We start from the raw sequence: 26,789 nt of genomic DNA, 5'->3' as shown, positions 1-26,789 counted from the left end.
GCCGGCGTTGCCGTTGCCGGTCAGGCTGTGATTACGCGCCGAAACGGGCTAAACTGCGTTATCGCAGCACTGGCGTGGCCCCGCCACGCTATTTCCCGCCAATCCGCGGGACAGGCAAAAACCCGTTAACATGAGGCTTATCGCAACGTGGCTCAATTCGTCTACACTATGCACCGCGTCGGCAAAATCGTTCCGCCGAAACGGCATATCCTGAAAAATATTTCGCTGAGTTTCTTCCCCGGCGCCAAAATCGGCGTGCTGGGTCTCAACGGCGCGGGGAAATCGACGCTGCTGCGCATCATGGCCGGCATCGACACCGATATCGAAGGCGAGGCGCGACCTCAGCCGGGCATCAATATCGGGTACCTGCCCCAGGAGCCTCGGTTCGATAATGAAAAAACCGTGCGCGAAGAAATAGAAACCGCCGTGGCGGACGTCAAGCAGGCGCTGTCCCGTCTGGACGTGGTGTACGCCGCCTATGCCGAGCCGGACGCCGACTTCGATAAACTGGCGAAGGAGCAGGGGGAGCTGGAAGCCATCATCCAGGCCCACGACGGCCATAATCTGGACAACCAGCTGGAACGTGCCGCCGACGCGCTGCGCCTGCCGCCCTGGGATACCAAAATCGGCACCTTGTCCGGCGGTGAGCGCCGGCGGGTAGCGATTTGCCGGTTGTTACTGGAAAAACCCGATATGCTGCTGCTCGACGAACCCACTAACCATCTGGACGCCGAATCCGTCACCTGGCTTGAACGTTTCCTGCACGACTATGAAGGCACCGTGGTGGCGATTACCCATGACCGCTATTTCCTGGATAACGTCGCCGGCTGGATCCTGGAGCTGGATCGCGGTGAGGGGATCCCTTGGGAAGGGAATTACTCATCCTGGCTCGAGCAAAAGGATCAGCGCCTGGCGCAGGAAGCCTCATCCGAGGCGGCGCGCCGCAAGTCCATCGAAAAGGAACTGGAGTGGGTACGCTCGAACGCGAAAGGCCGCCAGTCGAAAGGGAAAGCCCGCCTGGCGCGTTTTGAAGAACTCAATAATGTCGATTACCAAAAACGCAACGAGACCAGCGAATTGTTTATCCCGCCCGGTCCCCGTCTGGGTGACAAAGTGCTGGAAGTCAGTCAGCTGCGCAAATCTTACGGCGACCGACTACTGATCGACGATTTGTCTTTCTCCCTGCCTAAAGGGGCAATAGTCGGCATCATCGGCCCCAACGGCGCCGGTAAATCCACGCTGTTCCGGCTATTGTCGGGCAAGGAGCAACCGGACAGCGGCAGCATCACGCTGGGGGATACGGTACAGCTTGCCTCGGTGGACCAATTCCGCGACAGTATGGACAACAGTAAAACAGTGTGGGAGGAGATCTCCGGCGGCCAGGATATTATGCGCATCGGTAATTTTGAGCTGCCGAGCCGCGCCTACGTCGGCCGTTTCAACTTCAAAGGCGTGGATCAGGGGAAACGGATTGGTGAGTTGTCCGGCGGCGAACGCGGCCGCGTCCACTTGGCCAAGTTGCTACAGGTGGGCGGCAATATGCTGTTGCTCGATGAGCCGACCAACGATCTGGATGTGGAAACGCTGCGCGCACTGGAAAACGCCCTGCTGGAGTTCCCCGGTTGCGCCATGGTTATCTCCCATGACCGCTGGTTCCTCGATCGCATTGCGACGCACATTATCGATTATCAGGACGAATGTAATATCGAGTTCTTTGAAGGCAATTTCACCGAATACGAAGAGTACAAGAAGCGGACGTTGGGGGCGGAAGCGCTACAACCGCACCGTATCAAATACAAAAAAATGGCTTAACGTTAAGCCCATTGTGACGGCGCCGGCAGGCGCCGTTTTTGTTTACCCCTACACCCGGGGTTTGCTCCTGCACCGCGGGTTCAATCCTGCGCCGGGCATTTGCCCCTGTGCCGGCGTTTGCCGGAAATGCCGTCAGCGCTCCCCCAGCAGCTCTTTCACCAGGGTAATGCACTGTAAAAAGCACTGATCGTAATCCGCCACATCGACGCGCACGTAAGGGATCTGATTGACGTGCAGCAAATCCTCCAGCAAGTGCTGAAACGCATCGCGGTCCATCGGCGCGCCGAGACTGCGCAAACCATCGGCGACCCAGGGCGTATTGTTTTTCAGCAAAATCACTAAATCAAAGCGGTATTCGTCGATCATCGCCTGCACAAAGGGATGTTCCCGGCCGTGATATTTTTTGCAAAACGCCTGGCTGGTGACAAAATCCGTATCGATAAAAGTCACTTTATTGGTATATTTCACTGCAAAATCAATAAACTGAGCCTGACCCAGCGCAATTTTATCGTAATCGGAATATTGCAGCGCCATTTCGTCGTCGCCGAGGTGGGAAACACGTAATCCCAGCCGTATTCCCACGCGCTGGTGGTATTGAAGATATTGGCCAGCTTATTGACCATGGTGGACTTACCGCTGGACTCTCCGCCAATCAGCGCGACGGTGCGGACAAAGAAGGGTTTGACTTCCGTTGGAATATACTCCCAATAGCAGAAGGGATCCTGACGGATTTGCTGTCCGCTGATGGACATAAAGGAACGATCCGGATCGATAATCACGGTTTCAATCCCCAAATGTTCACGATAGTGCTCAAGATCCTGTTTTTCGCTGGAGTAAATAAAATCCGCCTCGATGCCTTTATCGTCCATGAAACCCTTGACGCCCCAGCTCCAGACATCCCAGCCGTGGGGATAAGGCTCCATTCCTTGTTCATTAAAGGCATGAATACGAATATTTTTCTGATACTTGAAGGTTTGCAACGGCCAGCGCAGCCTGTCGCTGAGCGTGGGCTGCTGGGACATGTCGCTGTCCTCGAACAGCCGCAGGTCGCGCTGATCGTCGTAGTTGAGGATCACATGCAGCTAATCAACCTGACTACAGGCCCACTGAATCAAGTAGATATGGCCGGTGTGCAGCGGATAAAACTTGCCGAAGATCACCCCGACCGTTTTTTGCCGGCGGGGGAACTCCAGCCCGAGGAAACGGTGGATGGCTTCGAGCTTCTGGGCGCTCGGACTTTTGATTTTGGCGTTCAGCAGCTGGCTAAGGTAACCTTTGGTTACGCCGCAGGCGTCCGCCACCTGCTGTAGGGTGCATCCTTGTTGTTTAATGGAGCTTTTCAAATAATTGAACGACGACATACCTTCCTCAACGTCAGAGTTCTTCCAGTATCGCCAGCGCATCGGCCAGTTTTTTCACGCCGAAAATCTGCATATTTTCCGGCGCCTTTTTCGGCACATTGGCCTGAGGCACGATGGCGCGGCGAAAACCATGTTTGGCGGCCTCGGTGATGCGCTCCTGCCCGCTCGGGACCGGCCTGATCTCGCCCGCCAGCCCCACTTCGCCGAAGACCACCAGATCCTTCGGCAAGGTTCGGTCGCGCAGACTGGACACCATCGCCAGCATTAGCGCCAGATCAGCGCTGGTTTCGCTCACTTTCACCCCGCCGACCACGTTGACGAACACATCCTGATCCGCCATCTGCAACCCGCCGTGGCGGTGCAGCACCGCCAGCAAGATAGCCAGCCGGTTTTGCTCGAGGCCAACCGCCACCCGGCGCGGATTGGACATCATCGAGTGATCCACCAGCGCCTGGATTTCCACCAACAGCGGGCGGGTGCCCTCCCAGACTACCATCACGCTGCTGCCGGGCGTCATCTCTTCCCCGCGGCTCAAAAAAATCGCCGATGGATTGCTGACTTCGCGCAAACCCTGCTCGGTCATGGCGAATACGCCAAGCTCATTCACCGCGCCGAATCGGTTTTTATGGCTGCGCAGCGTGCGAAAACGGGAATCGGAATCGCCGTCCAGCATAATAGAGCAGTCGATGCAATGCTCCAGCACTTTTGGCCCCGCCAGCGTGCCGTCCTTGGTTACGTGACCGACCATGATGATCGCCACCCCCTGGGTTTTGGCGAAACGCGTCAGATAGGCGGCAGATTCCCGCACCTGGGCGACGCTGCCCGGCGAAGACTGCACATCCGCCATGTGCATTACCTGAATCGAGTCGATGACCATCACGCGCGGTTTTTCCTGCGAGGCGGTCAAACAAATCTGTTCGATACTGGTTTCCGACAGCATGTTCAGTTCGTCGGTGGGCAGTCCGAGCCGATGCGCACGCATCGCCACTTGCTGCAGCGATTCCTCGCCGGTGACGTACAGAGTTTTCATGCCGACGGCAAGCTTGCACAGCGTTTGCAGCAGCAGGGTACTTTTCCCCGCGCCCGGGCTGCCGCCGATCAGAATGGCGCTGCCCGGCACCATGCCACCGCCCAGCACGAGGTCTAGTTCTTTAAAACCCGTGGAAAAGCGCGGCAGCGCTTCGAGGCTTATCTCAGAGAGCTTTTGAACTTTACTTACGCCGCTATCGCCGGCGTAGCCGCTAAACCGCTCGTTGCGCGCCGCCGCCGGAGTGGACGCGATGCGCACCTCGGTGATGGTATTCCAGGCATGGCAGGCGGTACATTGTCCCTGCCAGCGCGGATAATCCGCACCGCATTCATTACATACAAAAGCGCGCTTTACCGCTTTAGCCACACATTACCTCGGCAAGACATGGCGCGCCGCACGCCGCGACCGCGGTCGCCGGCGGGCAAGCTCAGCGTTCATCGTGTTTGAGATTGCCGCTCAGGATGCACAGCACTCCCAGCAAATCGGCGTGACGGATTGTCACCTTGCTTTGTTCATTGACCTTCGGCTTGGCGTGGAACGCAATGCCCAGCCCCGCTGATTGTATCATCAATAAATCATTTGCACCGTCGCCAATCGCCACCGTCTGGCTGATAGGGATAGCCAGCTTATCCGCCAGGCGCGCCAGCTCGCGCGCCTTGTAGCCGGCATCGACCACGTCCCCCACCACTTCGCCGGTCAGACGGCCATCGTGGATCTCCAGCTCATTGGCGGCGATGGAAACCAAACGCAGCTTGTCGCGCAACAATTCGGCGAAATAGGTAAAGCCGCCGGAGGCAATGGCGACATGCCACCCCAGACTTTGCAGCTTTTTGGTCAGTTGGGTCAGACCGGGCATCAGCGGCAGCACCTCACGCACCTGACGCAGAATATCGGCATCGGCGCCTTTTAGGGTCGCCACCCGCTGACGCAGGCTGGCGGTGAAGTCCAGTTCGCCGAGCATGGTCCGCTCGGTCACCGCCGCCACATCCGTGCCGACCCCCACCAATTTGGCTATCTCATCGATGCACTCGATTTGTATCGCCGTGGAGTCCATATCCATAATCAGCAGGCCCGGCGCGCGCAAATGGGGCGTTTTGCCAAAGGGGGCCACGTCCAGCTCGTGCTCATGGGCCAGCCGCGTAGCGCGCGCCGTCAGCGATCCCGCCAGACGCACTACCTGATAATCATCGATTTGCCAGGCGGAAACCACCACCATCGCCGCGCCCAGCGCGCGCTGATACCGCGACAGACTCTGTTTATCCAGATTTTTGCCGTATAATAACCAACCGGTATGGCCAGCTCGGTAATCCAGCGGCATTACTTCGTCGCCGCTTAATGACAAAGGCAAACCCGGCCAGTGTGAAATACCCTCGGGCAGATCGCAGTAGGTCAGACTATTGGGCATTTTAACTCCTGTAGGAAGATGTTCAACCGCCGTTCTCAACGCGCAACAAGCTATCCTATCGTCGACGAATCTGAAGAGAAAGGAAACCTATGGCCCGCGCCAGACTCTCATTCCGTTTGCACCGCACGGTTATCGTGCTGATTTGCGTCGCGCTGCTGGTGGCGTTAATGCAGGGCGCGACCTATTTCAGCCTGAGCCACCAAATGGCCCGTTCGGCGCAGGTGGAAGAGTTGGCGGATACGCTGATTCGCCAGGTTACCGGCGAGCTGGCGCCGCTAATGGCCGGCCGCGACGACAACAGCGCGCCGATCAAACAGGTGCTGGATCGATTAACGCAAAACAGCCGCATTCTCGACGCCAGCGTGTACAACATGGACGGCAGTCTGGTGGCCCGCGCCGGCGAAAACATCAGCGTACGCGACCGGTTGGCTATCGGCAATCAGCGGGCGGGCAGATTCTTCAACCATCAGCTGTGCGGACGATTGAAGATAATAAGGGCCCCAGCGGTTTCGTCCGCCTGACGCTGGATACCCACTCATTAGAGATCGAAGCCAAACAGGTGGACAATACCACCAATCTGCTGCGCCTGATGATGATGCTGGCGCTCGCCATCGGTATCATCCTGGCGCGCACGCTGCTGCAAAACCGCCGCAGCCGCTGGCGGAACGACGTGGGGAAGAGGACGCCGACGCGCGCCCCACAGACGACATTAAGCCGCCCGAGGCCCCCTGGGGCGGCGTTAGCGCGCATCGCCCAGCAAGACCGATTCCAGCGCCACTTCAATCATGTCGTTGAAGGTGGTTTGGCGATCGGCCGCGCTTAAGGCTTCACCGCTAAGGATATGATCGGATACGGTACAGATCGCCAGCGCGCAGGCGCCAAATTCCGCCGCGACGCCATAGATCCCGGCGGCTTCCATTTCCACGCCCAGAATGCCGTATTTTTCCAGGACATCGAACATCTGCGGATCCGGCGTATAGAACAGGTCGGCGGAAAAGATATTGCCCACACGCACCGGAATACCGGCGGCCTTGGCGGAATCTACCGCATTGCGCACCAAGTCGAAATAGGCAATGGCGACGAAGTCATGATCTTTAAAGCGTATGCGGTTCACCTTGGAGTCGGTGCTGATGCCCAAGCCGATAACGATATCCCGCACGTGGACATCGCTTCTGATAGCCCTGCAGGAGCCGACGCGAATGATCTGTTTGACGCCAAAATCGGTGATTAGCTCTTTGGTATAAATCGAGCAGGACGGAATGCCCATGCCGTGCCCCATGACCGAGACCGCGCGACCTTTGTAGCTGCCGGTGTAGGCCAGCATGCCGCACACCTGATTAACTTCCCGGGCATCGGCGAGGAAGGTGTTGGCAATATGCTGCGCCCGCAACGGGTCGCCCGCATGAGCCCGACCTCTGCGAAATCGCCCCTCTCAGCGTTAATATGCAACGTTGCAATACTCTCTTTCCTTTTGTGTGAATGTTAAAAACCAACCGCCGGCCCGGCAGGCCAGCGGCGAAATCCAATACCGGCGCCAGCGCGAAGCCTGACGCCTCCGTGCAAGGCCTACATTATCGCCTTGCCGTAGTCCATCGGCGAGAGGCCGAAGTAGCGCGCCACCGTCTGGCCAATGTCGGCGAAGGTGGTGCGATGACCGTAAAAACCCGGATTAACCGTCGGTCCGTAAATCAGAACCGGCACATGTTCACGGGTATGATCGGTCCCGTGCCAGGTGGGATCGCAGCCGTGATCGGCCGTGAGGATCAAGATATCATTGCCTTGCACCCGCGACATCAGCTCCGGTAAACGGCGATCGAACAGCTCCAGCGCCGCCGCGTAGCCGGCGACATCCCGCCGGTGGCCGTAAGCGGAATCGAAGTCAACGAAATTGGTGAACACCAGCGTATTCTCCCCCGCCGCGTCCATCTCCCGCACCGTCGCATCAAACAAGGCGTCCAGGCCGGTGGCCTTCACCTTTTTACTGATGCCCACCTGGGCATAAATATCGGCGATTTTGCCGACCGACACCACCGTCCCGCCTTTCTCCTCCACCAGTTTTTGCAACATGGTCGCTGACGGCGGCGGCACCGCTAAATCGTGCCGGTTGCCGGTGCGCTCAAACTGGCCGGCTTTCGCGCCGACAAAAGGCCGGGTGATGACGCGGCCGATGTTGTAACCGCCATCGGTCAGAATCTCGCGCGCAATCTCACACAACGAGTACAGGCGCTCAAGCCCGAACGTCTCTTCGTGGCAGGCTAACTGAAACACCGAATCCGCCGAGGTGTAAAAAATCGGCTTCCCGGTGCGCATATGCTCCTCCCCCAGTCGGTCAAGGATCACCGTCCCAGAGGCGTGGCAATTGCCGAGAAAACCCGGTAGGCCCGCCCGGGCGACCAACGCCTCCAGGAGCTTCGGCGGAAAGCTGTTTTCCACCGCGGGGAAATAGCCCCAGTCGAACAGCACCGGCACGCCCGCTATCTCCCAATGTCCCGACAGCGTGTCTTTGCCAGAGGAAATCTCGCTGGCATAAGCGTAGGCACCGACGATTTCCGCCTGCTTATCCAGTCCCGCCGGGAAGCGTCCTGTGGATTGTTCAGCGGCTTTAGCCAGGCCGAGGCGCGTCAGATTAGGCAGCTTCAGCGGCCCTTTGCGCCCGTGATTGGCATCGCCGCGCTCACAGCGTTCAGCGATATGCCCCAAGGTATCCGACCCGCGATCGCCGAACTTATCGGCGTCCTCTGCCGCCCCGATACCAAAAGAATCCAGTACCATGATGAATACACGTTGCATCATTGTTCTCCTGCTTGCGGCGATATGCCGACCCATCGGCCGCGCCATTACCACCATTGAGGGGAGCGGCATACGCCGTTCCCGCAATAAAAAGTTGACCGACCCACCGGCCGCCGTCTCTCGCACGCCGGGAGATACCACGCCTGCCGTTTACGTACTATGGGGGCGGGCGGTTAATCGGCCGCCGCGGTGATACGGCGATAAACCACCGGTAACGCTTGTGGCGCCACGTCCCCCAGTTGGATGGCCGCGCGTACCGCCTCGGCCGCGCGCGCCCAGCTTTCCTCGCTGGCGGCATGGACTACGGCCAGCGGCGTGTTGGCGTCGACATAGTCTCCCAACCGCGCCATCTCGGTGAGACCAACGCTATAATCAATGGCGTCTCTGGCCCTCTGACGGCCGCCGCCCAACGCCACAACGGTCATACCCAGCGCGCGGGTATCCATGCTGCGAATATACCCCTCTCCGGCCGGAAAGACCGGTTTGCTGAGCGTCGCCACCGGCAGGTAAAGATCATAACGCTGGACAAAATCCGCCGGGCCACCCTGCACCGCCACCATCCGGCCGAAACGTTCCGCCGCCTCGCCGCTGTCCAGCGCCCGCACCAGCGCCGTGCGCGCCGCGTCCTCACTGTGCGCCAGGCCGGCGATCATCAGCATTTCGCTGCACAGCGCCATGGTGACCTCGAACAGCCGCGGGTTGCGTTCGTCGTTGGTCAGAAACCGGACCGCTTCGCGCACTTCCAGGGCGTTGCCGGCGCTGGAGGCCAGGACCTGATTCATATCGGTCAGCAACGCGATCGTCCTGCAGCCCGCGCCGTTGGCAACGCCGACAATAGCCTGCGCCAGCGCTTCCGAGCCCGCAAGGGTGGGCATCAGGGCGCCGGAGCCTACCTTGACGTCCATCACTAGCGCATCCAGCCCTTCCGCCAGCTTTTTCGCCAGAATCGAGGCGGTGATAAGCGGGATCGAATCCACCGTCGCGGTAATATCGCGGGTAGCATAAATGCGCTTGTCCGCCGGCGCCAGCGAGTGGGTCTGCCCCATAATCGCCACCCCGACCTGTTTTACCTGGGAGCGGAAGGCATCGTCGTCCAGAAAAATCGCCAGCCCCGGAATGGCCTCCAGTTTATCGAGCGTGCCGCCGGTATGCCCGAGTCCGCGCCCGGAGACCATAGGTACGAAACCGCCGCAGGCGGCGATCATCGGCCCGAGCATCAGCGAGGTGACATCGCCCACGCCGCCGGTAGAATGCTTATCCACCACCGGCCCGCCCAATGCCTCACGGCGCCAGTCCAGAGTATGGCCGGAGTCGCGCATCGCCAGCGTCAACGCCACACGTTCCTGCAAATCCATATCGTGGAAAAAGATGGTCATCGCCAGCGCTGCGATTTGGCCCTCCGAGACGGTGTTATCGTATACCCCATTGATGAAAAAGCGAATCTCTTCGTCGCTCAGCGGCTCGCCATCCCGCTTTTTACGGATAATTTCTTGTGCCAGAAACACAGTATCCCCTCTGCAAAGCAAAGCGGGCCACAGCCCGATAAATGGCATGCGCCGCCGCGGCGGCGCACCGTCACGGCTTAATACCCGTTTGCGTCAGGTTGCGCTTCCTGGCCCAGGACCGTCAGCAGACTGCCCAACAGACTGGAGGCACCGAAGCGGAAATGGCGCACATCAGCCCAGCCCTCTCCCATAATCTCATCGGCAAGGGCCAGATAGGCCGCGGCCTCTTCGGCGGTGCGCACGCCGCCGGCGGCTTTGAACCCTACCCGTTCGGCAGCGCCTTCCTCCACGATAGTGGTTAGCATAATGCCGGCGCTTTCCAGGGTGGCGTTCACCGGTACTTTACCGGTGGAAGTTTTGATAAAATCCGCGCCACCCGCAATCGCCAGCTGCGACGCGCGGCGGATGAGATCCAGCCGGCGCAGTTCGCCGCTCTCGATAATTACCTTCAGCAGCACCTGCCGAGCGCGGCACACTTCGCTGGCCTCTTTCACCATTTCCAGCCCGATGTGTTCATTGCCGGCAATAAGCGCCCGATAGGGGAATACGATATCCACTTCATCCGCACCATAGGCAATAGCGGCGCGGGTTTCCGCCAGCGCGGTTTTCAGGCAGTCATTGCCGTGGGGAAAATTGGTCACGGTAGCGATACGTACCGCCGTGCTGCCTTGAGCGTCAATCGTCTGGCGAGCAATGGGAATGAAACGCGGATAAAGACACACCGCCGCGGTGTCGCCCACGGGGGTGTGGGCCTGGCGGCAAAGGGCGATGACCTTTTCATCGGTATCGTCATCGTTCAGGGTGGTCAGATCCATGAGGCTCAGCGCGCGCTGGGCCGCAAGGGTTAATTGATTCATTGTACTCTCCAACTTACCGTTTTTCGCCCTGGAGCGAATCTGCAAACAGCGCGCGGAACAGACGAGTGTTCACACGCAACGAGGTTGGCGAGCGGACTTGGTTCCATGAAGAGCTACCCGCCGGCCATGCAGACCGCGGGCGTCATAGCTCCCTCTCGCCGCGCCGTTATCCAATGCACGGGGCATTGTGCTCTCCCCATATTGCGCTGACGCTATTTTTTCATATTTATGTGAAATAAGCTGCTGCATTATCGCGTTTTATGCGCCACAACACGGAAATCATGCTGCAACTGCACTGCCGCGTGCGCCGGGCCAACACGTACCCGCGCTGGTGGGGATGACCCGTTTTGTTATGCCGCGCCGGCGCCATGCGCCGGCAGTCCAAACAGACGCAGGCTATTTTGATATAGCGTATCGGCAATCACCACCGGCGGCTCGGGGCACAGTTCGCGCAGCGCGGCAAACGTTAGGTGGATGCGCTCTGGCCGGTTAGGCTGCCCCTGGTAACCGGACAGCAGCATATCAGGCGCATCGGTCTCCAGCAACAGACATGCCAACGGCAGTCGGGCCATGAAGTCACGGGTTTTGCTGGCGCGGGGATAGGTAATGGTTCCACCGACGCCGAGATAATAGCCCAGCCGAACAAACATCTCCACCTGCTGTTAGGGTCCACAACAGCTTGGCCAGCAGGTCGTGGGTACGGCGGGAGTGCAGTATCACCAGCAAATCGTAGCGCGCCGCCAGACACAGTTGCGCCGTCAATAACGATAGCTGACGCGGCAGTTGCGGCTACGGCATATAAGTATCCAGATCGATTTCCCCGACTGCCGCAAGGGTAGCACGATGCCGGTGCAACTGCTGCTGTAATTGGTCGACATCCTCATCCTGATGCCGATCGATGGCAATGGGATACAGACCGAGCGCGGCATGCAGCATCGGGTAACGCTGCGCCAGCGCGCCGGCGAATCTTTCTGCCGCCACGGACGGCACCAGAATGCGCTCAACTCCCACCGCCGCCAGTTGTAAACTTTGCTGCTCCTAGCCTGAAAACGGCGGGAAATCAAAATGACAATGGGTGTCGATAAAGCGCGGTTGGTGCATTAGCGCCCCTGTTTTCAGCGGCGTTTCATCAGCCGCCCTAACCTTTCCTTTTACAGCTTATAACATAACGCATCGCCCGCGGTGACAAAACGCCAGCCGGCGCGGAAAATCAACGAGCCAGGCCGCCGCTATACCGTTAACGGACGCAATACAAGCGGCTACGATTGCTGATAGCGGCAGGGCAGTAAGGGGGGGTGATAGGGAATCTGAGTACAGCGCTGGAAAATCCGGGTAAGACGATAGAGAGAAACGCATGGCCGCTACCCGTATGGTAAACATTATTGCCGGTGGCGGAATGACGGGATTTTGAACATCGTGCCGGTGGCTTAATGACAGGGCTTATCGGGGTGATAAGAGTCCGGATTCATCGCTTTACCGTAATCTTCCTGTAAACGCCGGAGAGGTAATCATTGCTTCCCGCAACCCAGGCACAGTCACTGTCAAACCACTCTACCCACAATAATCACATCTGTATTTTCCATTGTTTCCATTTTCCAACCACGATGTCGCTATTCATAAGCCTCTCCGTAAAACCGTTCAAAAGTACTGGCCCGAAGGCCAGTCTGGTTTCATAGGCAACACTACCTGCCGCGACGGCCGGTGAACAGGCTTATCAGGAACAGGATAATACCCACGACGAATACGATTTTCGCGGCCCAGGCTGCTGTACCCGCCAGACCACCAAACCCCAATGCAGCTGCAATCAAGGCAATAACCAGAAAAATAATGCCCCAACGAAACATAAGCCTCTCCTTACCCAAATGATGGAATGACAACTTTTGTGTAACCAGGGAAGAAGGAGCGGTTCCCTCTTCCTCTTACTTTACCGGCTATTTTAGATCCTTTAACCGCCAACTCACCGCGGTTACCGTTCTCTCGTGTTACACCTTATTGGCCGGAGGTGAGATCGTTTTTGACGCTCTTCACGCCATCAACCGCCTTGGCAACGCTTTCTGCACAGGTTATCTGCGCAGCATTTTCGACTTTACCGCTTAACTGCACGATACCGTCGGTAGTTTCAACCTTAATCATGCGCGACGGCACGCTCTTATCCGCCAGGAATTTTGCCTTCACTTTACTGGTGATCGCCGCGTCGCTGGCGTAGGTTTTAACCGAAGTGTTATTAGTTTCTTTAACATGCAGTTTGTCGCTAACGGATTTCACGCCTTTGACATTACGAGCAGAGGCGACCGCTTTTTCCGCCTGGCTCTGGTTCGCGACAAAACGGCTCAGCGTAACGACTCCTTGATTGGTCTCGACGGAAATATAGTTGCTATTGACGGCATCATTGCCCACCAGCGCGCTTTTTACTTTTGCGGTAATGGCGCTATCGCCCATAACCCCAACGCTGACTTCATGGAGCTATCGATTTTCTGCCCCGTGGTATTGGCCGCAGATTTGGCCTCCTGCGTCACGGAAGTGTCCGCCATTGCGGTTGCGCCGGCCAGGACTGAACCCTGTACGATAGCCGTGAGCGATTGTGCAATCTTGTTCTTATTCATCGATGTTTTCCTTTTATCATTCCACCCAATGCCTGGGCGATACACCACAACTGTAGCTTGAATAATCTGCCGCCGCGCAATAAGGCGGTCAGGCATTCAACAATTTCCGCGTCCTGCAACCTTGCAGTGAGCTTCATTAAAAAAATATCAGGTGATAATCACCGTTGCTGCGGTCTTCTCTCCTATTGGCCTTATTCCATCCTGAGAGCCGCGGACAATAACAGCCTGTCGTCACGACTCTTAACAGCAAATTTCTCTGACTTCACCGGATTTATTAGCTTAATTAACCGCTCCGTCAGTGACAATTTAACTATAGACCACCACGGGTAATTTGCATGCTCAGGGAAAAGAAAATCGTCGAATTAAAAGCAGAAGCAAGGATTTAGGAACTTTCCGGGAGGCGGTAATCTACCGCAAGGGGGAAGCCAGCGGACGACGGAGGCACACGCGCTGCGGGCAAAACAGGGCTGGAATCGCCACCGCTACCATGGATAACATAAGGATATTAATGCCGGCGCCCTGACGCATCACGCCGGCCAGGCGGCGGGTGCAGCGCGGGATTAGTGTTCGCGTGTTTTGTGGAACTGAATATCCGGATAGCGCTCCCGGGTCAGATTGAGATTAACCATACTCGGCGCGATGTAAGACAGATTATCACCGCCATCGAGGACCAGATTGAGTTCATTTTTTCGCTTGAATTCTTCCAGCTTTTTGGCGTCGCCGCACTCCACCCAGCGGGCGGTGGAAACGTTGACCGGCTCGTACAGCGCTTCCACGTTGTATTCGCTTTTCAGCCGCGCCACGACCACATCAAATTGCAGTACGCCGACCGCGCCGACGATGAGATCGTTATTGGCCAGCGGACGAAACACCTGTACCGCGCCCTCTTCCGACAATTGCACCAACCCTTTGAGCAATTGTTTTTGCTTGAGCGGATCGCGCAGGCGGATACGGCGGAACAATTCCGGCGCGAAATTGGGAATGCCGGTAAATTTCAGTTCTTCGCCCTGTGTGAACGTGTCGCCAATCTGGATAGTACCGTGATTGTGCAATCCAATAATATCGCCGGCGTAGGCCTCCTCGATATGGGAACGGTCTCCCGCCATGAAGGTCAACGCATCGGCGATGACGACGTCTTTGCCGGTTCGCACCTGGCGCAATTTCATGCTTTTCTCATAACGGCCAGACACGACGCGTAAAAACGCCACCCGGTCCCGATGCCGCGGATCCATATTGGCCTGGATCTTGAACACGAAACCGGTGAATTTTTCTTCTCGCGCGCTCACCACCCGCACGTCGGTCTGACGCGGCATCGGCGGCGGCGCCCATGCCACCAGGCCATCGAGCATATGATCGATGCCAAAGTTACCCAGCGCAGTGCCGAAGAAGATCGGCGTCAGCTCCCCCGCCAGGAAAGCCTGTTCATCAAACGGATGAGAGGCGCCCTGCACCAGTTCCAGCTCTTCGCGCAATTGCGCGGCCAGATCCTCGCCCACCGCCTGGTCCAGCTCGGGGTTGTCCAGCCCTTTCACTACCCGCACAGCCTGAATGGTATGGCCCTGGCCGCTCTGGTAGAGGTAAGTTTCATCCTTCGCCAAGTGGTAGATGCCCTTGAACAGCTTGCCGCAGCCGATAGGCCAGGTTATCGGCGCGCAGGCAATGCGCAGCTCGCTTTCCACCTCATCCAGCAGTTCCATCGGGTCGCGAATATCGCGGTCCACTTTATTCATAAAGGTCAGGATCGGCGTGTCGCGCAGGCGGGTGACTTCCATTAGCTTGCGGGTCCGATCCTCAACCCCTTTAGCGGCGTCAATCACCATCAGGCAGCAGTCCACCGCCGTCAGGGTACGATAGGTATCCTCGGAGAAGTCTTCATGCCCCGGGGTATCCAACAGATTGACCAGCGCCTGGCGGTAAGGGAATTGCATCACCGAGGTGGTAATGGAGATACCGCGCTGCTTTTCCATTTCCATCCAGTCGGATTTTGCGTGCTGGTTAGAGCCGCGGCCTTTAACGGTGCCGGCGGTTTGTATCGCCTGTCCGAACAGCAGCACTTTTTCAGTAATCGTCGTTTTACCAGCATCGGGGTGCGAAATAATCGCAAAGGTGCGCCGTGCCGCAATCTCGTCGGCGTAAAGTTCGTTCTTCATGGTCACTTTCTCGAGGGGCATACGACTGACGCACGCCACAAATTAGGTCTAAACGGAATTTGCTGTTGCAGATTCTACATGGTGTGGGGAGGCATTGATAGCACCCCGGTCGGCACGGGCGTCAGCCCAGCGGCAAGGCCATAATTACCGCATCTTCGCGGCCGTCTGCCGTGGGATAATAATGGCGCCGGACCGAGACTTCATTAAAACCCAGCGCGCGGTACAGGGCGATAGCCGGTGCATTGGACTGACGCACTTCCAGCCACAGCGTGAGCACCTGACGCTGTTCCAGTTCGGCTATAAGATGGTTCAGCAACGCCCGGCCATGCCCCTGGCGCTGAAAATCGCGATGGACGGCAATATTGAACAGCGATGCTTCATCCAGCACCGTCTGGGTAATTGCGAAAGCCACAATGAGATCCCCCACGCACAGCTTGTAATTGAGATAGCGATCGCCTTGATTGCCTGCAAAGGTTTTGGCGCTCCAGGGAAAGGCGTGGCTGGCCTGTTCAATGTGCCAGGCTTCGGTTAAATCAGCCGGCAGCAGCGGTAATACCGTGTTCATTATCACTTATCCGGTGCCATAGCTCGCGTTTCGCGCCAGCGTCCTGTGAAAGCGCCGCTAGCGGCGGCGTGTGGAAAGATATGCCGGCAAAATCGCGCGTGGCTTCCAGCCCAAGCCACCAGCAATGGCAGCGCACGCTGTCAGGCAACATCACCACCTGCTCCGGCGTCACCCCATAAAGCTGCGCCGGCGTCAGCGCCATGCTGCGGGCCACATCGACCACCAAGGGATGATCCACCGGCGGCAGCGGGTCGGCCACCAGCAACAAACGAATCTGATCCGGCAATTTGACCGCAACCTCACCCTGCAATACCGCCGGGCGCCGGAGCGTCCATTGCGTAATGCCGAGCTGTTGTAATTGCCAGTCGCGCCTTGTCGTCATCGTTATTCCCATGGGCGGCCATGATTCCGCGCCGCTATGCTACCAAACCCATCGAACCCAGGGCAATAAAGCACTATACTCCCTGCTCGATTTAATGAGGAGCGTTTGTCGCATGTCTGCTTTAATCCCCGCCAGTGAAGTCATACTCCGGCATCAGGATACATTTTCAGATAAACAGGTCGTGATCGCAGGCGACGTGCAGGATTTGCTGCCGGCCCGGCTTGAGGCGCGGAGTGTTAAGGTGCATACCGCCTGGTTTCACCATCGGCAGACGCTGGCGCGCGCGCTAGGCGAGCAGGCGGTGCAATTCGGCCTGGTGGCGGACGCCGCGCTGGGCGGCGGGTGCGACACGCTGATCTATTACTGGCCGAAAAACAAGCCGGAAGCGCTGTTCCAATTGACCAATCTGCTATCGCTGCTGCCGTTGGGCTGCGATGTATTTGTGGTGGGGGAAAACCGCAGCGGCGTGCGCAGCGCCGAACCGATGCTGGCAGCCTGGTGCCCGCTGGCTAAAATCGATAGCGCCCGGCGCTGCGGGCTGTATCACGGCGAGCTTGTTCAGCAGCCCCGTTTCGATGCCGAGGCGTTTTGGCAATCCTACCAGCTTGAGGATGTGGTGATAAAAACCCTGCCGGGCGTTTTCAGCCGTGACGGGCTAGACAACGGTAGCCAGTTGCTATTGTCGACGTTTGATCGGCCGTTTCAGGGCCATGTGGCCGACATCGGCTGCGGCACCGGCGTCCTGTCGGCCGTTCTGGCGAAAGGGGCGGCGGGAGTGCAATTAACGCTCAGTGATGCCCATGCGCCGGCGCTGGCGGCCAGCCGCGCCACCCTGGCGGTCAATGGGCTGCAGGGAGAGGTGCTGGCCGGCGATGTGTACTCCGCTATCAGCGGTCGCTTCGATATGATTATCTCCAACCCGCCGTTCCATGATGGTATGCAAACCAATCTAAAGGCGGCGGAGACGCTGATTCGCGGCGCGCTTAACCATCTGCGTATCGGTGGCGAATTGCGCATTGTCGCTAACGCCTTTTTGCCCTATCCGGATCTGCTTGATGCAGTATTCGGCAATCATCAGGTGCTGGTGCAAAACGGCCGTTTCAAAGTTTATCAGGCTATCCATCAGGTAAAACGCAGCCGCGATAAGGGTCCTAAACGCCGCTGACACAGGCGGTAGCGCGCGGTCATGTGGCGCGGGTCCCGCTGAGCGTGGTATTTTTTTGCAGCAAACGCCCGCGAAATCACAAATAATCATTGACCTTAACGCCAAAACCTCTAAAATCCGCCTCCGTGGTGATAGCCTTAAGCGGCTGTCTGTATCAGGCGAAGGTAGCGGAATTGGTAGACGCGCTAGCTTCAGGTGTTAGTGTCTTAACGGACGTGAGGGTTCAAGTCCCTCTCTTCGCACCACTGTCAAGATGTCGGTTTTCCACCCACACGTTTCCCCCTTGCTTTCTGATTATCCTTCTGCAGACTGCTCTCTTCGCTGGCGTAGTTTTTGCGTGACCTTCCCTGTGCCTTGTCAAACCGCATTGTCTTGGATCCACAATGGTTCAGAAGGCTGACGGTGGCGGCCAACACTTAACGTTTCGCAGGCGTTCGGTCGCGGCGACTCGGCCGGCTTCACGACCGCCGCTGACCTGTGACTTGCAGGCGGCAGACTCCCATTTTTTGTGATGTTATTCCATTTGTGAAGGACCCTAGTTAATGACATTGGCGACTAAAGCTGCTAAATTAGCCCGGAAGCGAAAAATTAAATTCAGTTATAAAAACGCTTGGCGATTTTCAGCCATCCATCATTTTCTCGCAGCAATATTTAATATTTGTTTTCACAGCCGGGGCTTAACCGTTTGTTTATGTCCAAACCTTATAACACCTATTATCAGCTCCGCCAAAGCAAGCTTCGCACGTCGCTTTTGTTATTTTTGTTACTAAATATCGCATTTTCTCTTTTCTATGTGGTTAACGCGATAAATAACAGCCGTCAGCGGCGGCGATAATCGTCGCGGGCTGCACAACAGACTTGAAGGGTTGCTGGCTGCCACTATCTGCTGCTGGATATAGACCATTTTAAAGCCTATAATGATAATTATGGCCACACCATGGGCGACAAAGCCCTTACCGCCGTCGCGGTAGCTATACGCGACGCCGTGCGTTCGCGGGACATTGCCGTGCGCTACGGCGGCAAAGAGTTTCTGGTGCTGCTTATTGATGTTGATGAAACCGAAGCGCTAGCTTTGGCCGAAAACGTCAGGCAGGCAGTACTGGACCTGAAAATACCGCATCTCTTCAATCAGGAAGTTTCTACCACCGTCACGCTGAGCGTTGGTATTGCGCTGTTGACCGGCGCCAATATTGATGAGTCATTAACAGCAGCCGATCAGGGCAATAATTGCCCACGACCGCTCGGCGGGACATCCTTTTTTCTGGCACCCTCCCTGGAAGGGCAGCGTTGTACACCACTGCCTGGAGACGCATCTCCCTCCTTGACGCCATCGCGGCCAAAGCAGTGCGGGCAACCCATTTTCTCGTTGCCAGCGCACATTACATGCAGCCTCGCCGGGGTAGGCAACATCCGCCTGACAGCCGGCTAAAGATGCTTGCGGCAGCGGCGATAGAAGCAGAAACAGCAGCGGGAGTCGAAGCAGTCACAGAAAATAGCAATATATTGATTATAATGAAAAATATTTCCTAAGTTTGCTGAGTGACCAATCCGGCACTAGGCTTAGTGGAGGCCATTAGATAGCAGAAGGAGGACATGATGAGCAAGAAGATCGCCGTTTTGATTACCGATGAGTTTGAGGATTCCGAATATACCTCGCCGGCACAGGCCTATAAGCAGGCCGGCCACCAGGTGGTCACTATCGAGAAACAGGCGGGCAATACCGTAACCGGCAAGAAAGGGGAAGCTACCGTCACAATTGATAAGGGCATTGATGAGGTTCAGGTGGCGGAGTTTGACGCGCTATTATTGCCCGGCGGCATTCTCCCGATGCGCTGCGCGGTGACAATAGATTTGTCGCATTCACCCGTGCCTTTGCCGACAGCGGCAAACCGATTTTTGCCATCTGCCATGGCCCGCAATTGCTGATTAGCGCCGATGCGGTGCGCGGCAAAAAGATGACCGCGGTGAAACCGATCGTAGTGGACTTGAAGAATGCGGGCGCTGACTTTTTTGATAAAGAGGTGGTGGTGGATAACGATACGCTGGTGACCAGCCGGACCCCGGACGATTTACTGGCTTTTAATCGCGAATCCCTGCGGATCCTGAATAAGCCGTAAGCGATAACGCCTGCTTCAGGCCCTGGCCGCGTGCCGGGGCTTTTTTTGCCTGGCTGCCGCCAGGGACGATTTAACTGCAAGGCTCTACCAGCAGCCAGCAGGAAACCTTTGTTGCACAGGAGGTATAGAGGAAAGGCATTTTGCCCGCGGGAACGACCCGCCGACGTGCCATTGCCGGCGAGCATTCGGCCAGCGCAATGGTCTGTCGCAAATTATGAGGCCAAGCCCCCCCGCGGGCGAACTGACCTGCGCGCGGTGGCAGTCGCGGGCGGATTCCGCTACACTCGGCGCAGCCCCTTTATCGTGTCATTTCAGGGATTATAACGATGTGCAGCTCCCTCTGGCATCTTTACCTCATCCGCACCGCCAGCGGTATGCTTTATACCGGTATTACCACCGATGTCCAGCGGCGTTTAGACCAACATCAGCGCGGCGGCGGCGCCAAATCGCTGCGCGGTAAGGGCCCGCTGACGCTGGTGTTTCAGAGCCCGGCAGGCGATCGCAGCAGAGTGCTGCGCTGGGAATACCGGGTAAAGCAACTGTCGCGGGCGCAAAAAGAGCACTTCGTTGCCTTACAAGAGCAGGCTTTGCCACATTTTGGGCTAGAGCACAGCGCCCTCGCAGCAGGAAAATCCGCCCCCGCCCGCTGATACCCAGCAAACACCAGGGGCACAGCCGGCGGCAGCCAAGGCTCGGCAACCGAAGGGGTAATCCGTGGTTAACCCGAGCCATGGGCGAACGGCGCCGGCCAGGAGACCTCTCCGCTGACGCCGTCGAGGGCGCTTTCCGCCAATCGGAATAGTTGGAACGCCGCTTCGGTACCGGGCCAGAGCGTGCGCAATTGCCAGCGCGCGGCGGGCTCAAAGCCGAAACGATGAAACCAGGCGGGATCCCCCAGTGTGACCACGGCGCTGTAGCCAAATTCGTTAAGCGTATCCAGCCCTTCATAGACCAGACTGCGGCCGATGCCCTGCCCGCGCCAGGCGCCATCCACCGCCAGCGGCGCCAGCGCCACCCACTTGTGATCCTCACCGTCGATCCACACCGGGCAATAGGCGGCGTAGCCGATGACCCCGCCCTTGTCGTCCGTCGCCACCACGCCCAGGGTCAGCAGCCCGTCCTCACGCAGCGCGCGCACCAAGGCAGCCTCGCGGTCCCGATTGAACGCCCGCTTAAGCAGGCCGTCGATGCCCGGCGCGTCTACCGGGATTTCCATTCGTATCAGCAAGAGTGGGTTACGCGATGGCCGTCGGCGGCGATCGTGTCCTCTTTCAGGCCGGCGTCCAGCAGGTTTTTGACCCAAAGACCGAGTTGCGTATCCCCTTCGATACGCAACCGAGGCTGGAAAAACAGCGTGTCCGGATCTTCACGTCCAGCGGCAATCAACAATAAATCGTTGGCCTGGCTCGAGAAAATGCCCAGGTCGACGACCTCTATTTGCAACCAGCGGCCCTCAAGAAAATCCAATTCCCCTTCCGCCAGCGCTGAGCGAAACTGCCAGTGTAAAACCTGTTCAAGAACCTGGCGCCGCACGGCAAACGGGGTCAATTTTATAGGCAAGCGCAACAGCGATGGCCCCCGGCGCACCAGCTGTGCTCGTAGTTTATCCCACACTGTTTTCACTCCTTAAAAAAGTTATTGCCCATTTTGCCACAGCGGCCGGCGCACGCAGGGGCCTATATCAATGTTTCGCACAAAAACGTTATGATTTCGCCACCGCCGCGGCGCAGCTTTCCCCCCGCCATTACGCCATAAACTGCCCCAAATCAAAATCCTTTCTTCCGCCCTTATTTACAATTACCGGCGTGCCTGCGGGGCAAATGCTGTGAATTCAGCCTATTGGCCCGGAATAATTTCTTGCCCTTGCCGGCTATGGCAACAGGCGGCCACTTCTTAGGAGCTTTATGGAACTGCTCTGCCCGGCCGGTGCCCTACAGACACTCAAGGCGGCGATTGATAACGGCGCTGACGCGGTGTATATCGGCCTGAAGGACGATACTAACACCCGTCATTTCGCCGGCCTTAATTTCACCGATCAGCGCTTACAGGAGGCGAAGCGCTATGTGCACCGTCATGGACGCAAGCTGCATATCGCTATTAACACGTTTGCCCATCCGAACGGTTACGCCCGCTGGCAGCACGCGATCGACACGGCGGCGCAAAACGGCGCCGATACGCGGATTTGGCAATGCTGGCCCTACGCCGCTGAACGCTATCCCACTCTCGAGCGTCATGTCTCGGTGCAGGCTTCCGCCACCAATCAGGTGGCGATCCGCTTTTATCAGAAGCAGTTTGACGTGGCGCGGGTGGTTCTGCCTCGCGTGCTGTCGATGCATCAGGTGAAACAGCTTGCGCAGGTCAGCCCAGTTCCGCTGGAGATGTTTGCCTTCGTCAGCCTGTGCATTATGGCCGAGGGACGTTGCTACCTCTCTTCCTATTTAACCGGCGAATCGCCCAACACGGTCGGCGCCTGCTCGCCGGCGCGATTTGTCAGCTGGCAGCAAACCGCCGCCGGAATAATGGAGGCTCGGCTGAACAATGTGTTGATTGACCGCTACAAGCCGGATGAAAACGCCGGTTATCCGACCTTGTGCAAGGGCCGCTATTTGGTGGAAGGTCAGCGCTATCACGCCCTGGAAGAGCCTACCAGTCTGAATACGTTGGCGGCGGCTGCCGGCGTTGTTGGCAGCCAACATCGCCTCGGTGAAAATTGAAGGCCGCCAGCGCAGTCCCGTCCCGCCTATGTCAGCTAGGTCACTCGCGTCTGGCGGCCATGTCGAAAGGCGTCCAGACCACACTCGGCTCGTACCACCGCCGCTGGCAGTAACAGGAGAGACGACCATGCGCTATTCCCTCGGACCGGTGCTGTATTATTGGCCGAAACAGACGCTGGAAGCCTTTTACCAGCAGGCGGCGGCAAGTCAGGCCGATATCCTTTATCTTGGCGAAACCGTCTGCAGCAAGCACCGATTAATGAAAACCGGCGACTGGCTGGCGCTGGCCAGAAGTCTGCTGCCGAGCGGCAAGCAGATCGTTATCTCCACGCTGGCGCTTATCCAGGCGCCCTCCGAGCTGACCGAACTCAAGCGTTATCTGGATAACGGCGAGTTTCTCCTCGAGGCCACGATCTCGGCACGGTACAGCTGGCGTATGAACAGCAGCTTCCCTTCGTCGCCGGCCCGGCCCTGAATTGTTATAACGCCTACACGTTGCGTATTTTGCTCAAACAGGGCATGGTTCGCTGGTGTATGCCCGTCGAACTGTCGCGCGAATGGCTGAGCAACACGCTGGCACAGTGCGAGTAGCTGGGGATCCGCGATCGTTTCGAGGTGGAAGTTTTCAGCTATGGCCATCTGCCGCTTGCCTGGTTGGCACTTTGTTTCACCACCCGTTCGGAAAACCGACCGAAGGATGAGTGCGCAACCTGCTGTATTCACTACCCCGGGGGAGACCCGCCATGACGTAGGAGCAGGTCTTCGTGCTGAACGGCATCCAAACCCAGAGTGGCTACTGTTACAATCTCATCAATGAACAGGTATCAATGGCGGGTCTGGTGGATGTGGTACGCCTGTCGCCGCAAGATCTGTCCACGCCAGAATTGGTGGCGGCGTTTCGTGCCAACCAGCAGGGGGATCATCCGCGGCGCTCATAGGTCAGAAGGACTGCAACGGTTACTGGCGCCGCATCCCGGGTCTGGCGCTGGTGGAATAACGCAGCTCATGCCGTAAGCACGACGCCGGCGAGGGGGCAATCCCCGTTATGGAAACATCGCCGGTAATAAGTGCAGTCGTAGCGGCGACGCTGCGGTAAGGAAATTATACCTCCCCGTGACGGTACGCCATCCCTTGGCAACAGGGTGTTATTGTCTGCAAGGCGTCGTACATCACGGGGGCAACAGACCTAGCACCCTAGACGATGGCGGTCGGCAATACCTAATAACCATAATAAATAATGGGTTATCGCTGCCTGATGTTTTAGTTAATACTCATGGGTATCATTATCTGACAAAGTTACGGCGTAGACAACCTATGAGTATGCTCATGCTGACCAAACAGACACCCATTCTATTTTCCGTGCTGGATCTTTCCCCGGTACCGCAGGGCGCGCCACGCCGAGCAATGGGGCTACCATCGCTATTGGATGGCGGAACATCACAATATGACCGGCATCGCCAGCACCGCCACCTCGGTATTGCTGGGGCATATTGCCGGCAGCACCACGACCTTGCGCGTCGGCTCCGGCGGCGTCATGCTGCCCAACCACTCGCCGCTGGTGATTGCCGAACAATTCGGCACCCTGGAGACGCTCTACCCCGGCTGGGTAGATTTGAGACTGGGTCGCGCGCCGGGTACCGATCAGCGCACCATGCTGGCGCTACGCCGCCATCTTGCTAATGAAGTGGATAATTTCCCACATGATGTACAGGAATTAATCGGCTACTTCGACGATGTGAAACCGGGCCAACCGGTGCAGACGGTGCCGGGCCAGGGGCTGCAGGTTCCGATTTGGCTGCTTGGCTCAAGCCTTTACAGTGAGCAATTGGCGGCGGCGATGGGCCTGCCCTTCGCCTTTGCTTCGCATTTTGCGCCGGACATGTTGTGGCAGGCACTGAGCCTGTACCGCGAGCATTTCAAACCGTCGCGCACCCTGGCGGAGCCTTATGCCATGGTATGCATCAATGTGATCGCCGCCGACAGCGAGCGCGACGCCCGTTTCTTGTTCACCTCGATGCAGCAGCAATGCATCAACCTGCGCCGCAGCCGGCCGGGCCCGCCGCAGCCGGTGAGTGATATCGAGGTGCTATGGTCGCCGGGTGAGCATTATGGCGTGGAACAGGCCCTGCGGCTATCAGTCGTCGGCGATGCTGAGCAGGTTAAAAGCGGACTTCAAGCATTGGTGAAAGACACCGGCGCCGACGAGCGCTGATGGTTAACGGTCAGATTTTTGATCATCAGGCGCGCCTGCGCTCCTTTAAAATCGCCATGTCGGTGCGGGAGCACCTGTCAGACTGAGTCCGGCGAGCTCAGGCGGCGCGGTACATGCCGAGGACGCCGCCAACCGGCAAATGCCGGGGACGCCGCGAACCCACGCACTCGGCACATACCGGGGACGCTGCCAGCATCCGTCGATCCGGCACACGCAGGTGACATGCCGCCCGGTAAAGCACAGCGTTATGCATCACCACCGAAACGACGGCGGCCGGCTGGGGCGCTGTCGCCATCGCGGCGCGGCGCACGCTGACCGTCACGGCTGAAACGGCGTTCTCCGGCGCCAGCGCCCTCACGACGATCGCTGAAGCTGCGGCGGCCGCCATCGCGGCGTTCACCGCTGTAGTTGCCACGACCGGTGCCCAGGCCGCCGCGACGTTCGCCGCCGCGCGACTGCGCTTCACCGACAAACTGCATATTCATCGGCTTGTTGAGAATACGCGTACGAGTGAAGTGAGACAGCATTTCACCCGGCATGCCTTTCGGCAGTTCTATGGTCGAGTGCGAGGCGAATAATTTAATATTGCCGATATAGCGGCTGCTGATATCCCCTTCGTTGGCGATCGCGCCGACGATGTGACGGACTTCCACCCCATCATCACGGCCCACCTCGATACGGTAGAGATCCATTTCGCCCACATCACGACGTTCACGGCGCGGCGGACGCTCGCCACCCTCCCGGCGCTCGTCACGCTCGCAGAACTCGCGGCGCGGACGGCGTTCAATCACCGAATCCGGCGACAGGATCAGCGGACGTTCGCCCTGGGCCATTTTCAACAGTGCCGCGGCTAGCGTTTCTATATCAAGCTCTTCCGCCGGCTGCAATTTCGCCAGCAGCGCGCGGTACATATCAAGATCGCTGCTTTCCAGCTGGTTTTGTACCTTGGCGGCAAACTTGGCCAGGCGACGGGTGCTCAGCACTTCGGCGGTCGGCAGGTCTACTTCCGGGATGGTCAGCTTCATGATGCGCTCAATATTGCGCAGCAGACGGCGCTCGCGGTTTTCCACGAACAACAGCGCCCGGCCAGCGCGGCCGGCACGACCGGTACGGCCGATACGGTGCACGTAGGATTCGGAATCCATCGGAATATCGTAATTTACCACCAGGCTGATGCGATCAACGTCCAGGCCGCGGGCGGCGACGTCGGTGGCAATCAGAATATCCAGACGGCCATCCTTCAGGCGATCCAGCGTCTGCTCACGCAGCGCCTGGTTCATGTCGCCGTTCAGGGCAGCGCTGTTGTAACCGCTAAGCTCAAGCGCTTCGGCCACTTCCAGCGTCGCGTTTTTGGTGCGCACAAAGATAATGGCGGCGTCGAAATCTTCCGCTTCCAGGAAACGCACCAGCGCTTCGTTCTTGCGCATACCCTGAACCGTCCAGTAGCTCTGGCTGATATCAGGACGGGTGGTCACGCTGGACTGAATGCGCACCTCCTGCGGTTCATTCATGAACCGGCGAGTGATGCGGCGAATCGCTTCCGGCATGGTGGCGGAGAACAGCGCGGTTTGATGCTCCGCCGGCACCTGCGCCAGAATGTTTTCGACGTCTTCGATAAAGCCCATGCGCAGCATTTCATCGGCTTCGTCCAGCACCAGTCCGCTCAAATTGGACAAATCCAGCGTACCGCGTTTCAGATGATCCAGTAGACGGCCCGGCGTGCCGACCACGACCTGCGGTCCCTGGCGCAGAGCGCGTAATTGCACGTCATAACGCTGACCACCGTACAGGGCGACCACGTTGACGCCTTTCATATGCTTGGCGAAATCGGCACAGGCTTCTCCTACCTGTACCGCCAGTTCGCGGGTCGGTGCCAGAACCAGCACCTGCGGCGCGGCCAGTTCAGGTTTGATATTGTGCAACAGCGGCAGGGAAAAGGCCGCGGTTTTACCGCTGCCAGTCTGCGCCATCCCCAATACGTCACGGCCGGCCAGCAGGTGCGGAATACAGGCAGACTGGATGGGCGACGGCTTTTCATAACCGAGATCGGTCAGTGCGTTAAGGATAGGAGCTTTCAGCCCCAGATCGGCAAAAGAGGTTTCTACTTCAGACATGTACACG

At 58.0% G+C, this 26,789-nt stretch carries 14 protein-coding genes, 1 tRNA gene and 12 pseudogenes; 10 read left to right on the top strand and 17 right to left on the bottom strand.

Features of this window, described 5'->3' with window-relative positions; translation table 11 throughout:
• Nucleotides 1-147: 147 nt before the first annotated feature.
• Nucleotides 148-1,812, top strand: coding sequence for an energy-dependent translational throttle protein EttA (gene ettA / locus SGP1_RS03705; protein WP_011410263.1), 1,665 nt, complete (start codon nt 148-150; stop codon nt 1,810-1,812).
• Between the two features lie 132 nt (nt 1,813-1,944).
• Here the strand turns inward: ettA and nadR are convergent.
• From nadR to serB, 3 genes and pseudogenes are all read right to left on the bottom strand, one after another.
• Nucleotides 1,945-3,173, bottom strand: a pseudogene (gene nadR / locus SGP1_RS03700) (multifunctional transcriptional regulator/nicotinamide-nucleotide adenylyltransferase/ribosylnicotinamide kinase NadR).
• A gap of 13 nt (nt 3,174-3,186) precedes the next feature.
• Nucleotides 3,187-4,569 (bottom strand): DNA repair protein RadA, encoded by a 1,383-nt coding sequence (radA, locus tag SGP1_RS03695; protein ID WP_011410262.1) that lies wholly within the window; start codon nt 4,567-4,569, stop codon nt 3,187-3,189.
• 61 nt (nt 4,570-4,630) lie between these two features.
• Nucleotides 4,631-5,608: a phosphoserine phosphatase gene (serB, locus tag SGP1_RS03690; protein ID WP_011410261.1), complete on the bottom strand. Its 978-nt coding sequence runs from the start codon at nt 5,606-5,608 to the stop codon at nt 4,631-4,633.
• An 89-nt stretch (nt 5,609-5,697) separates the two neighbouring features.
• Here serB and SGP1_RS26530 point away from each other — a divergent pair.
• Nucleotides 5,698-6,431 (top strand): annotated as a pseudogene (locus SGP1_RS26530) (YtjB family periplasmic protein).
• On the opposite strand, the pseudogene deoD reads toward SGP1_RS26530, so the two are convergent.
• From deoD to SGP1_RS03640, 11 genes and pseudogenes are all read right to left on the bottom strand, one after another.
• Nucleotides 6,348-7,066: pseudogene (gene deoD, locus SGP1_RS03680) on the bottom strand (purine-nucleoside phosphorylase). The pseudogenes SGP1_RS26530 and deoD overlap by 84 nt on opposite strands.
• A 108-nt stretch (nt 7,067-7,174) precedes the next feature.
• Nucleotides 7,175-8,398 carry a phosphopentomutase gene (gene deoB, locus SGP1_RS03675; protein ID WP_011410259.1) on the bottom strand — a complete coding sequence of 408 codons (1,224 nt, stop codon included), beginning with the start codon at nt 8,396-8,398 and terminating at the stop codon, nt 7,175-7,177.
• Nucleotides 8,399-8,571: 173 nt separating this feature from the next.
• Nucleotides 8,572-9,903 (bottom strand): thymidine phosphorylase, encoded by a 1,332-nt coding sequence (gene deoA / locus SGP1_RS03670; RefSeq protein WP_011410258.1) that lies wholly within the window; start codon nt 9,901-9,903, stop codon nt 8,572-8,574.
• A 77-nt stretch (nt 9,904-9,980) separates the two neighbouring features.
• Nucleotides 9,981-10,760 (bottom strand): deoxyribose-phosphate aldolase, encoded by a 780-nt coding sequence (gene deoC / locus SGP1_RS03665; RefSeq protein WP_011410257.1) that lies wholly within the window; start codon nt 10,758-10,760, stop codon nt 9,981-9,983.
• A 350-nt stretch (nt 10,761-11,110) separates the two neighbouring features.
• Nucleotides 11,111-11,861 (bottom strand): annotated as a pseudogene (locus SGP1_RS03660) (TatD family hydrolase).
• A 326-nt stretch (nt 11,862-12,187) separates the two neighbouring features.
• Nucleotides 12,188-12,378 (bottom strand): annotated as a pseudogene (locus tag SGP1_RS32630) (CsbD family protein).
• A 64-nt stretch (nt 12,379-12,442) separates the two neighbouring features.
• Nucleotides 12,443-12,604, bottom strand: a complete 162-nt coding sequence (locus SGP1_RS25415) for a DUF1328 domain-containing protein (RefSeq protein ID WP_011410256.1) — start codon at nt 12,602-12,604, stop codon at nt 12,443-12,445.
• 145 nt (nt 12,605-12,749) lie between these two features.
• Nucleotides 12,750-13,363, bottom strand: a pseudogene (gene osmY / locus SGP1_RS03655) (molecular chaperone OsmY).
• Nucleotides 13,364-13,923: 560 nt separating this feature from the next.
• Entirely contained in the window at nt 13,924-15,513 is a 1,590-nt protein-coding gene (gene prfC / locus SGP1_RS03650; protein ID WP_011410255.1) for a peptide chain release factor 3, read from the bottom strand.
• A gap of 121 nt (nt 15,514-15,634) precedes the next feature.
• Complete coding sequence (gene rimI, locus SGP1_RS03645; RefSeq protein WP_011410254.1) at nt 15,635-16,078, bottom strand: ribosomal protein S18-alanine N-acetyltransferase; 444 nt, start codon at nt 16,076-16,078, stop codon at nt 15,635-15,637.
• Nucleotides 16,047-16,460 (bottom strand): DNA polymerase III subunit psi, encoded by a 414-nt coding sequence (locus SGP1_RS03640; protein WP_011410253.1) that lies wholly within the window; start codon nt 16,458-16,460, stop codon nt 16,047-16,049. The genes rimI and SGP1_RS03640 overlap by 32 nt, the downstream gene beginning before the upstream one ends.
• A 112-nt stretch (nt 16,461-16,572) precedes the next feature.
• Between SGP1_RS03640 and rsmC the strand changes: the two genes are divergently transcribed.
• The 5 genes and pseudogenes from rsmC to SGP1_RS03615 all read left to right on the top strand — a co-directional run bounded on the left by rsmC (nt 16,573) and on the right by SGP1_RS03615 (nt 20,392).
• Complete coding sequence (gene rsmC / locus SGP1_RS03635; protein WP_011410252.1) at nt 16,573-17,625, top strand: 16S rRNA (guanine(1207)-N(2))-methyltransferase RsmC; 1,053 nt, start codon at nt 16,573-16,575, stop codon at nt 17,623-17,625.
• Between the two features lie 158 nt (nt 17,626-17,783).
• A tRNA-Leu gene (locus SGP1_RS03630) sits at nt 17,784-17,870 on the top strand.
• A gap of 588 nt (nt 17,871-18,458) precedes the next feature.
• A pseudogene (locus tag SGP1_RS32625) lies at nt 18,459-18,844 on the top strand (GGDEF domain-containing protein); the annotation flags it as partial.
• 377 nt (nt 18,845-19,221) lie between these two features.
• Nucleotides 19,222-19,742: pseudogene (locus SGP1_RS03620) on the top strand (type 1 glutamine amidotransferase domain-containing protein).
• 326 nt (nt 19,743-20,068) lie between these two features.
• On the top strand, nt 20,069-20,392 hold the full coding sequence (locus SGP1_RS03615; protein WP_011410250.1) for a GIY-YIG nuclease family protein: 324 nt from the start codon (nt 20,069-20,071) through the stop codon (nt 20,390-20,392).
• Between the two features lie 68 nt (nt 20,393-20,460).
• On the opposite strand, the gene SGP1_RS03610 is transcribed toward SGP1_RS03615, so the two are convergent.
• Nucleotides 20,461-20,970, bottom strand: coding sequence for a GNAT family N-acetyltransferase (locus SGP1_RS03610; protein WP_011410249.1), 510 nt, complete (start codon nt 20,968-20,970; stop codon nt 20,461-20,463).
• Between the two features lie 50 nt (nt 20,971-21,020).
• Nucleotides 21,021-21,356, bottom strand: a pseudogene (ubiT, locus tag SGP1_RS03605) (ubiquinone anaerobic biosynthesis accessory factor UbiT); the annotation flags it as partial.
• A gap of 290 nt (nt 21,357-21,646) precedes the next feature.
• Between ubiT and SGP1_RS03595 the strand changes: the two are divergent.
• The 3 pseudogenes from SGP1_RS03595 (at nt 21,647) to SGP1_RS03585 (ending at nt 24,754) form a co-directional block, all read left to right on the top strand.
• Nucleotides 21,647-22,569 (top strand): annotated as a pseudogene (locus SGP1_RS03595) (peptidase U32 family protein).
• A 14-nt stretch (nt 22,570-22,583) separates the two neighbouring features.
• A pseudogene (locus SGP1_RS03590) lies at nt 22,584-23,453 on the top strand (U32 family peptidase).
• Nucleotides 23,454-23,782: 329 nt separating this feature from the next.
• Nucleotides 23,783-24,754: pseudogene (locus tag SGP1_RS03585) on the top strand (luciferase-like monooxygenase).
• Between the two features lie 159 nt (nt 24,755-24,913).
• On the opposite strand, the gene SGP1_RS03580 reads toward SGP1_RS03585, so the two are convergent.
• Complete coding sequence (locus tag SGP1_RS03580; protein ID WP_011410246.1) at nt 24,914-26,782, bottom strand: DEAD/DEAH family ATP-dependent RNA helicase; 1,869 nt, start codon at nt 26,780-26,782, stop codon at nt 24,914-24,916.
• Between the last annotated feature and the right edge of the window lie 7 nt (nt 26,783-26,789).

This window comes from Sodalis glossinidius str. 'morsitans' (genome assembly GCF_000010085.1).
Lineage (GTDB): Bacteria > Pseudomonadota > Gammaproteobacteria > Enterobacterales > Enterobacteriaceae > Sodalis > Sodalis glossinidius.
The sequence above is the reverse complement of the archived record's forward strand: the minus strand, read 5'-3'. Positions and strand labels throughout refer to the sequence as shown.

Bases quoted from the DNA above. Each gene is read 5' to 3' on its own strand.
- SGP1_RS03640 (WP_011410253.1), bottom strand. From the start codon at position 16,460: ATGACGACAAGGCGCGACTGGCAATTACAACAGCTCGGCATTACGCAA.
- SGP1_RS03615 (WP_011410250.1), top strand. From the start codon at position 20,069: ATGTGCAGCTCCCTCTGGCATCTTTACCTCATCCGCACCGCCAGCGGT.
- rsmC (WP_011410252.1), top strand. From the start codon at position 16,573: ATGTCTGCTTTAATCCCCGCCAGTGAAGTCATACTCCGGCATCAGGAT.
- prfC (WP_011410255.1), bottom strand. From the start codon at position 15,513: ATGAAGAACGAACTTTACGCCGACGAGATTGCGGCACGGCGCACCTTT.
- SGP1_RS25415 (WP_011410256.1), bottom strand. From the start codon at position 12,604: ATGTTTCGTTGGGGCATTATTTTTCTGGTTATTGCCTTGATTGCAGCT.
- rimI (WP_011410254.1), bottom strand. From the start codon at position 16,078: ATGAACACGGTATTACCGCTGCTGCCGGCTGATTTAACCGAAGCCTGG.
- deoB (WP_011410259.1), bottom strand. From the start codon at position 8,398: ATGCAACGTGTATTCATCATGGTACTGGATTCTTTTGGTATCGGGGCG.
- deoC (WP_011410257.1), bottom strand. From the start codon at position 10,760: ATGAATCAATTAACCCTTGCGGCCCAGCGCGCGCTGAGCCTCATGGAT.
- SGP1_RS03580 (WP_011410246.1), bottom strand. From the start codon at position 26,782: ATGTCTGAAGTAGAAACCTCTTTTGCCGATCTGGGGCTGAAAGCTCCT.
- serB (WP_011410261.1), bottom strand. From the start codon at position 5,608: ATGCCCAATAGTCTGACCTACTGCGATCTGCCCGAGGGTATTTCACAC.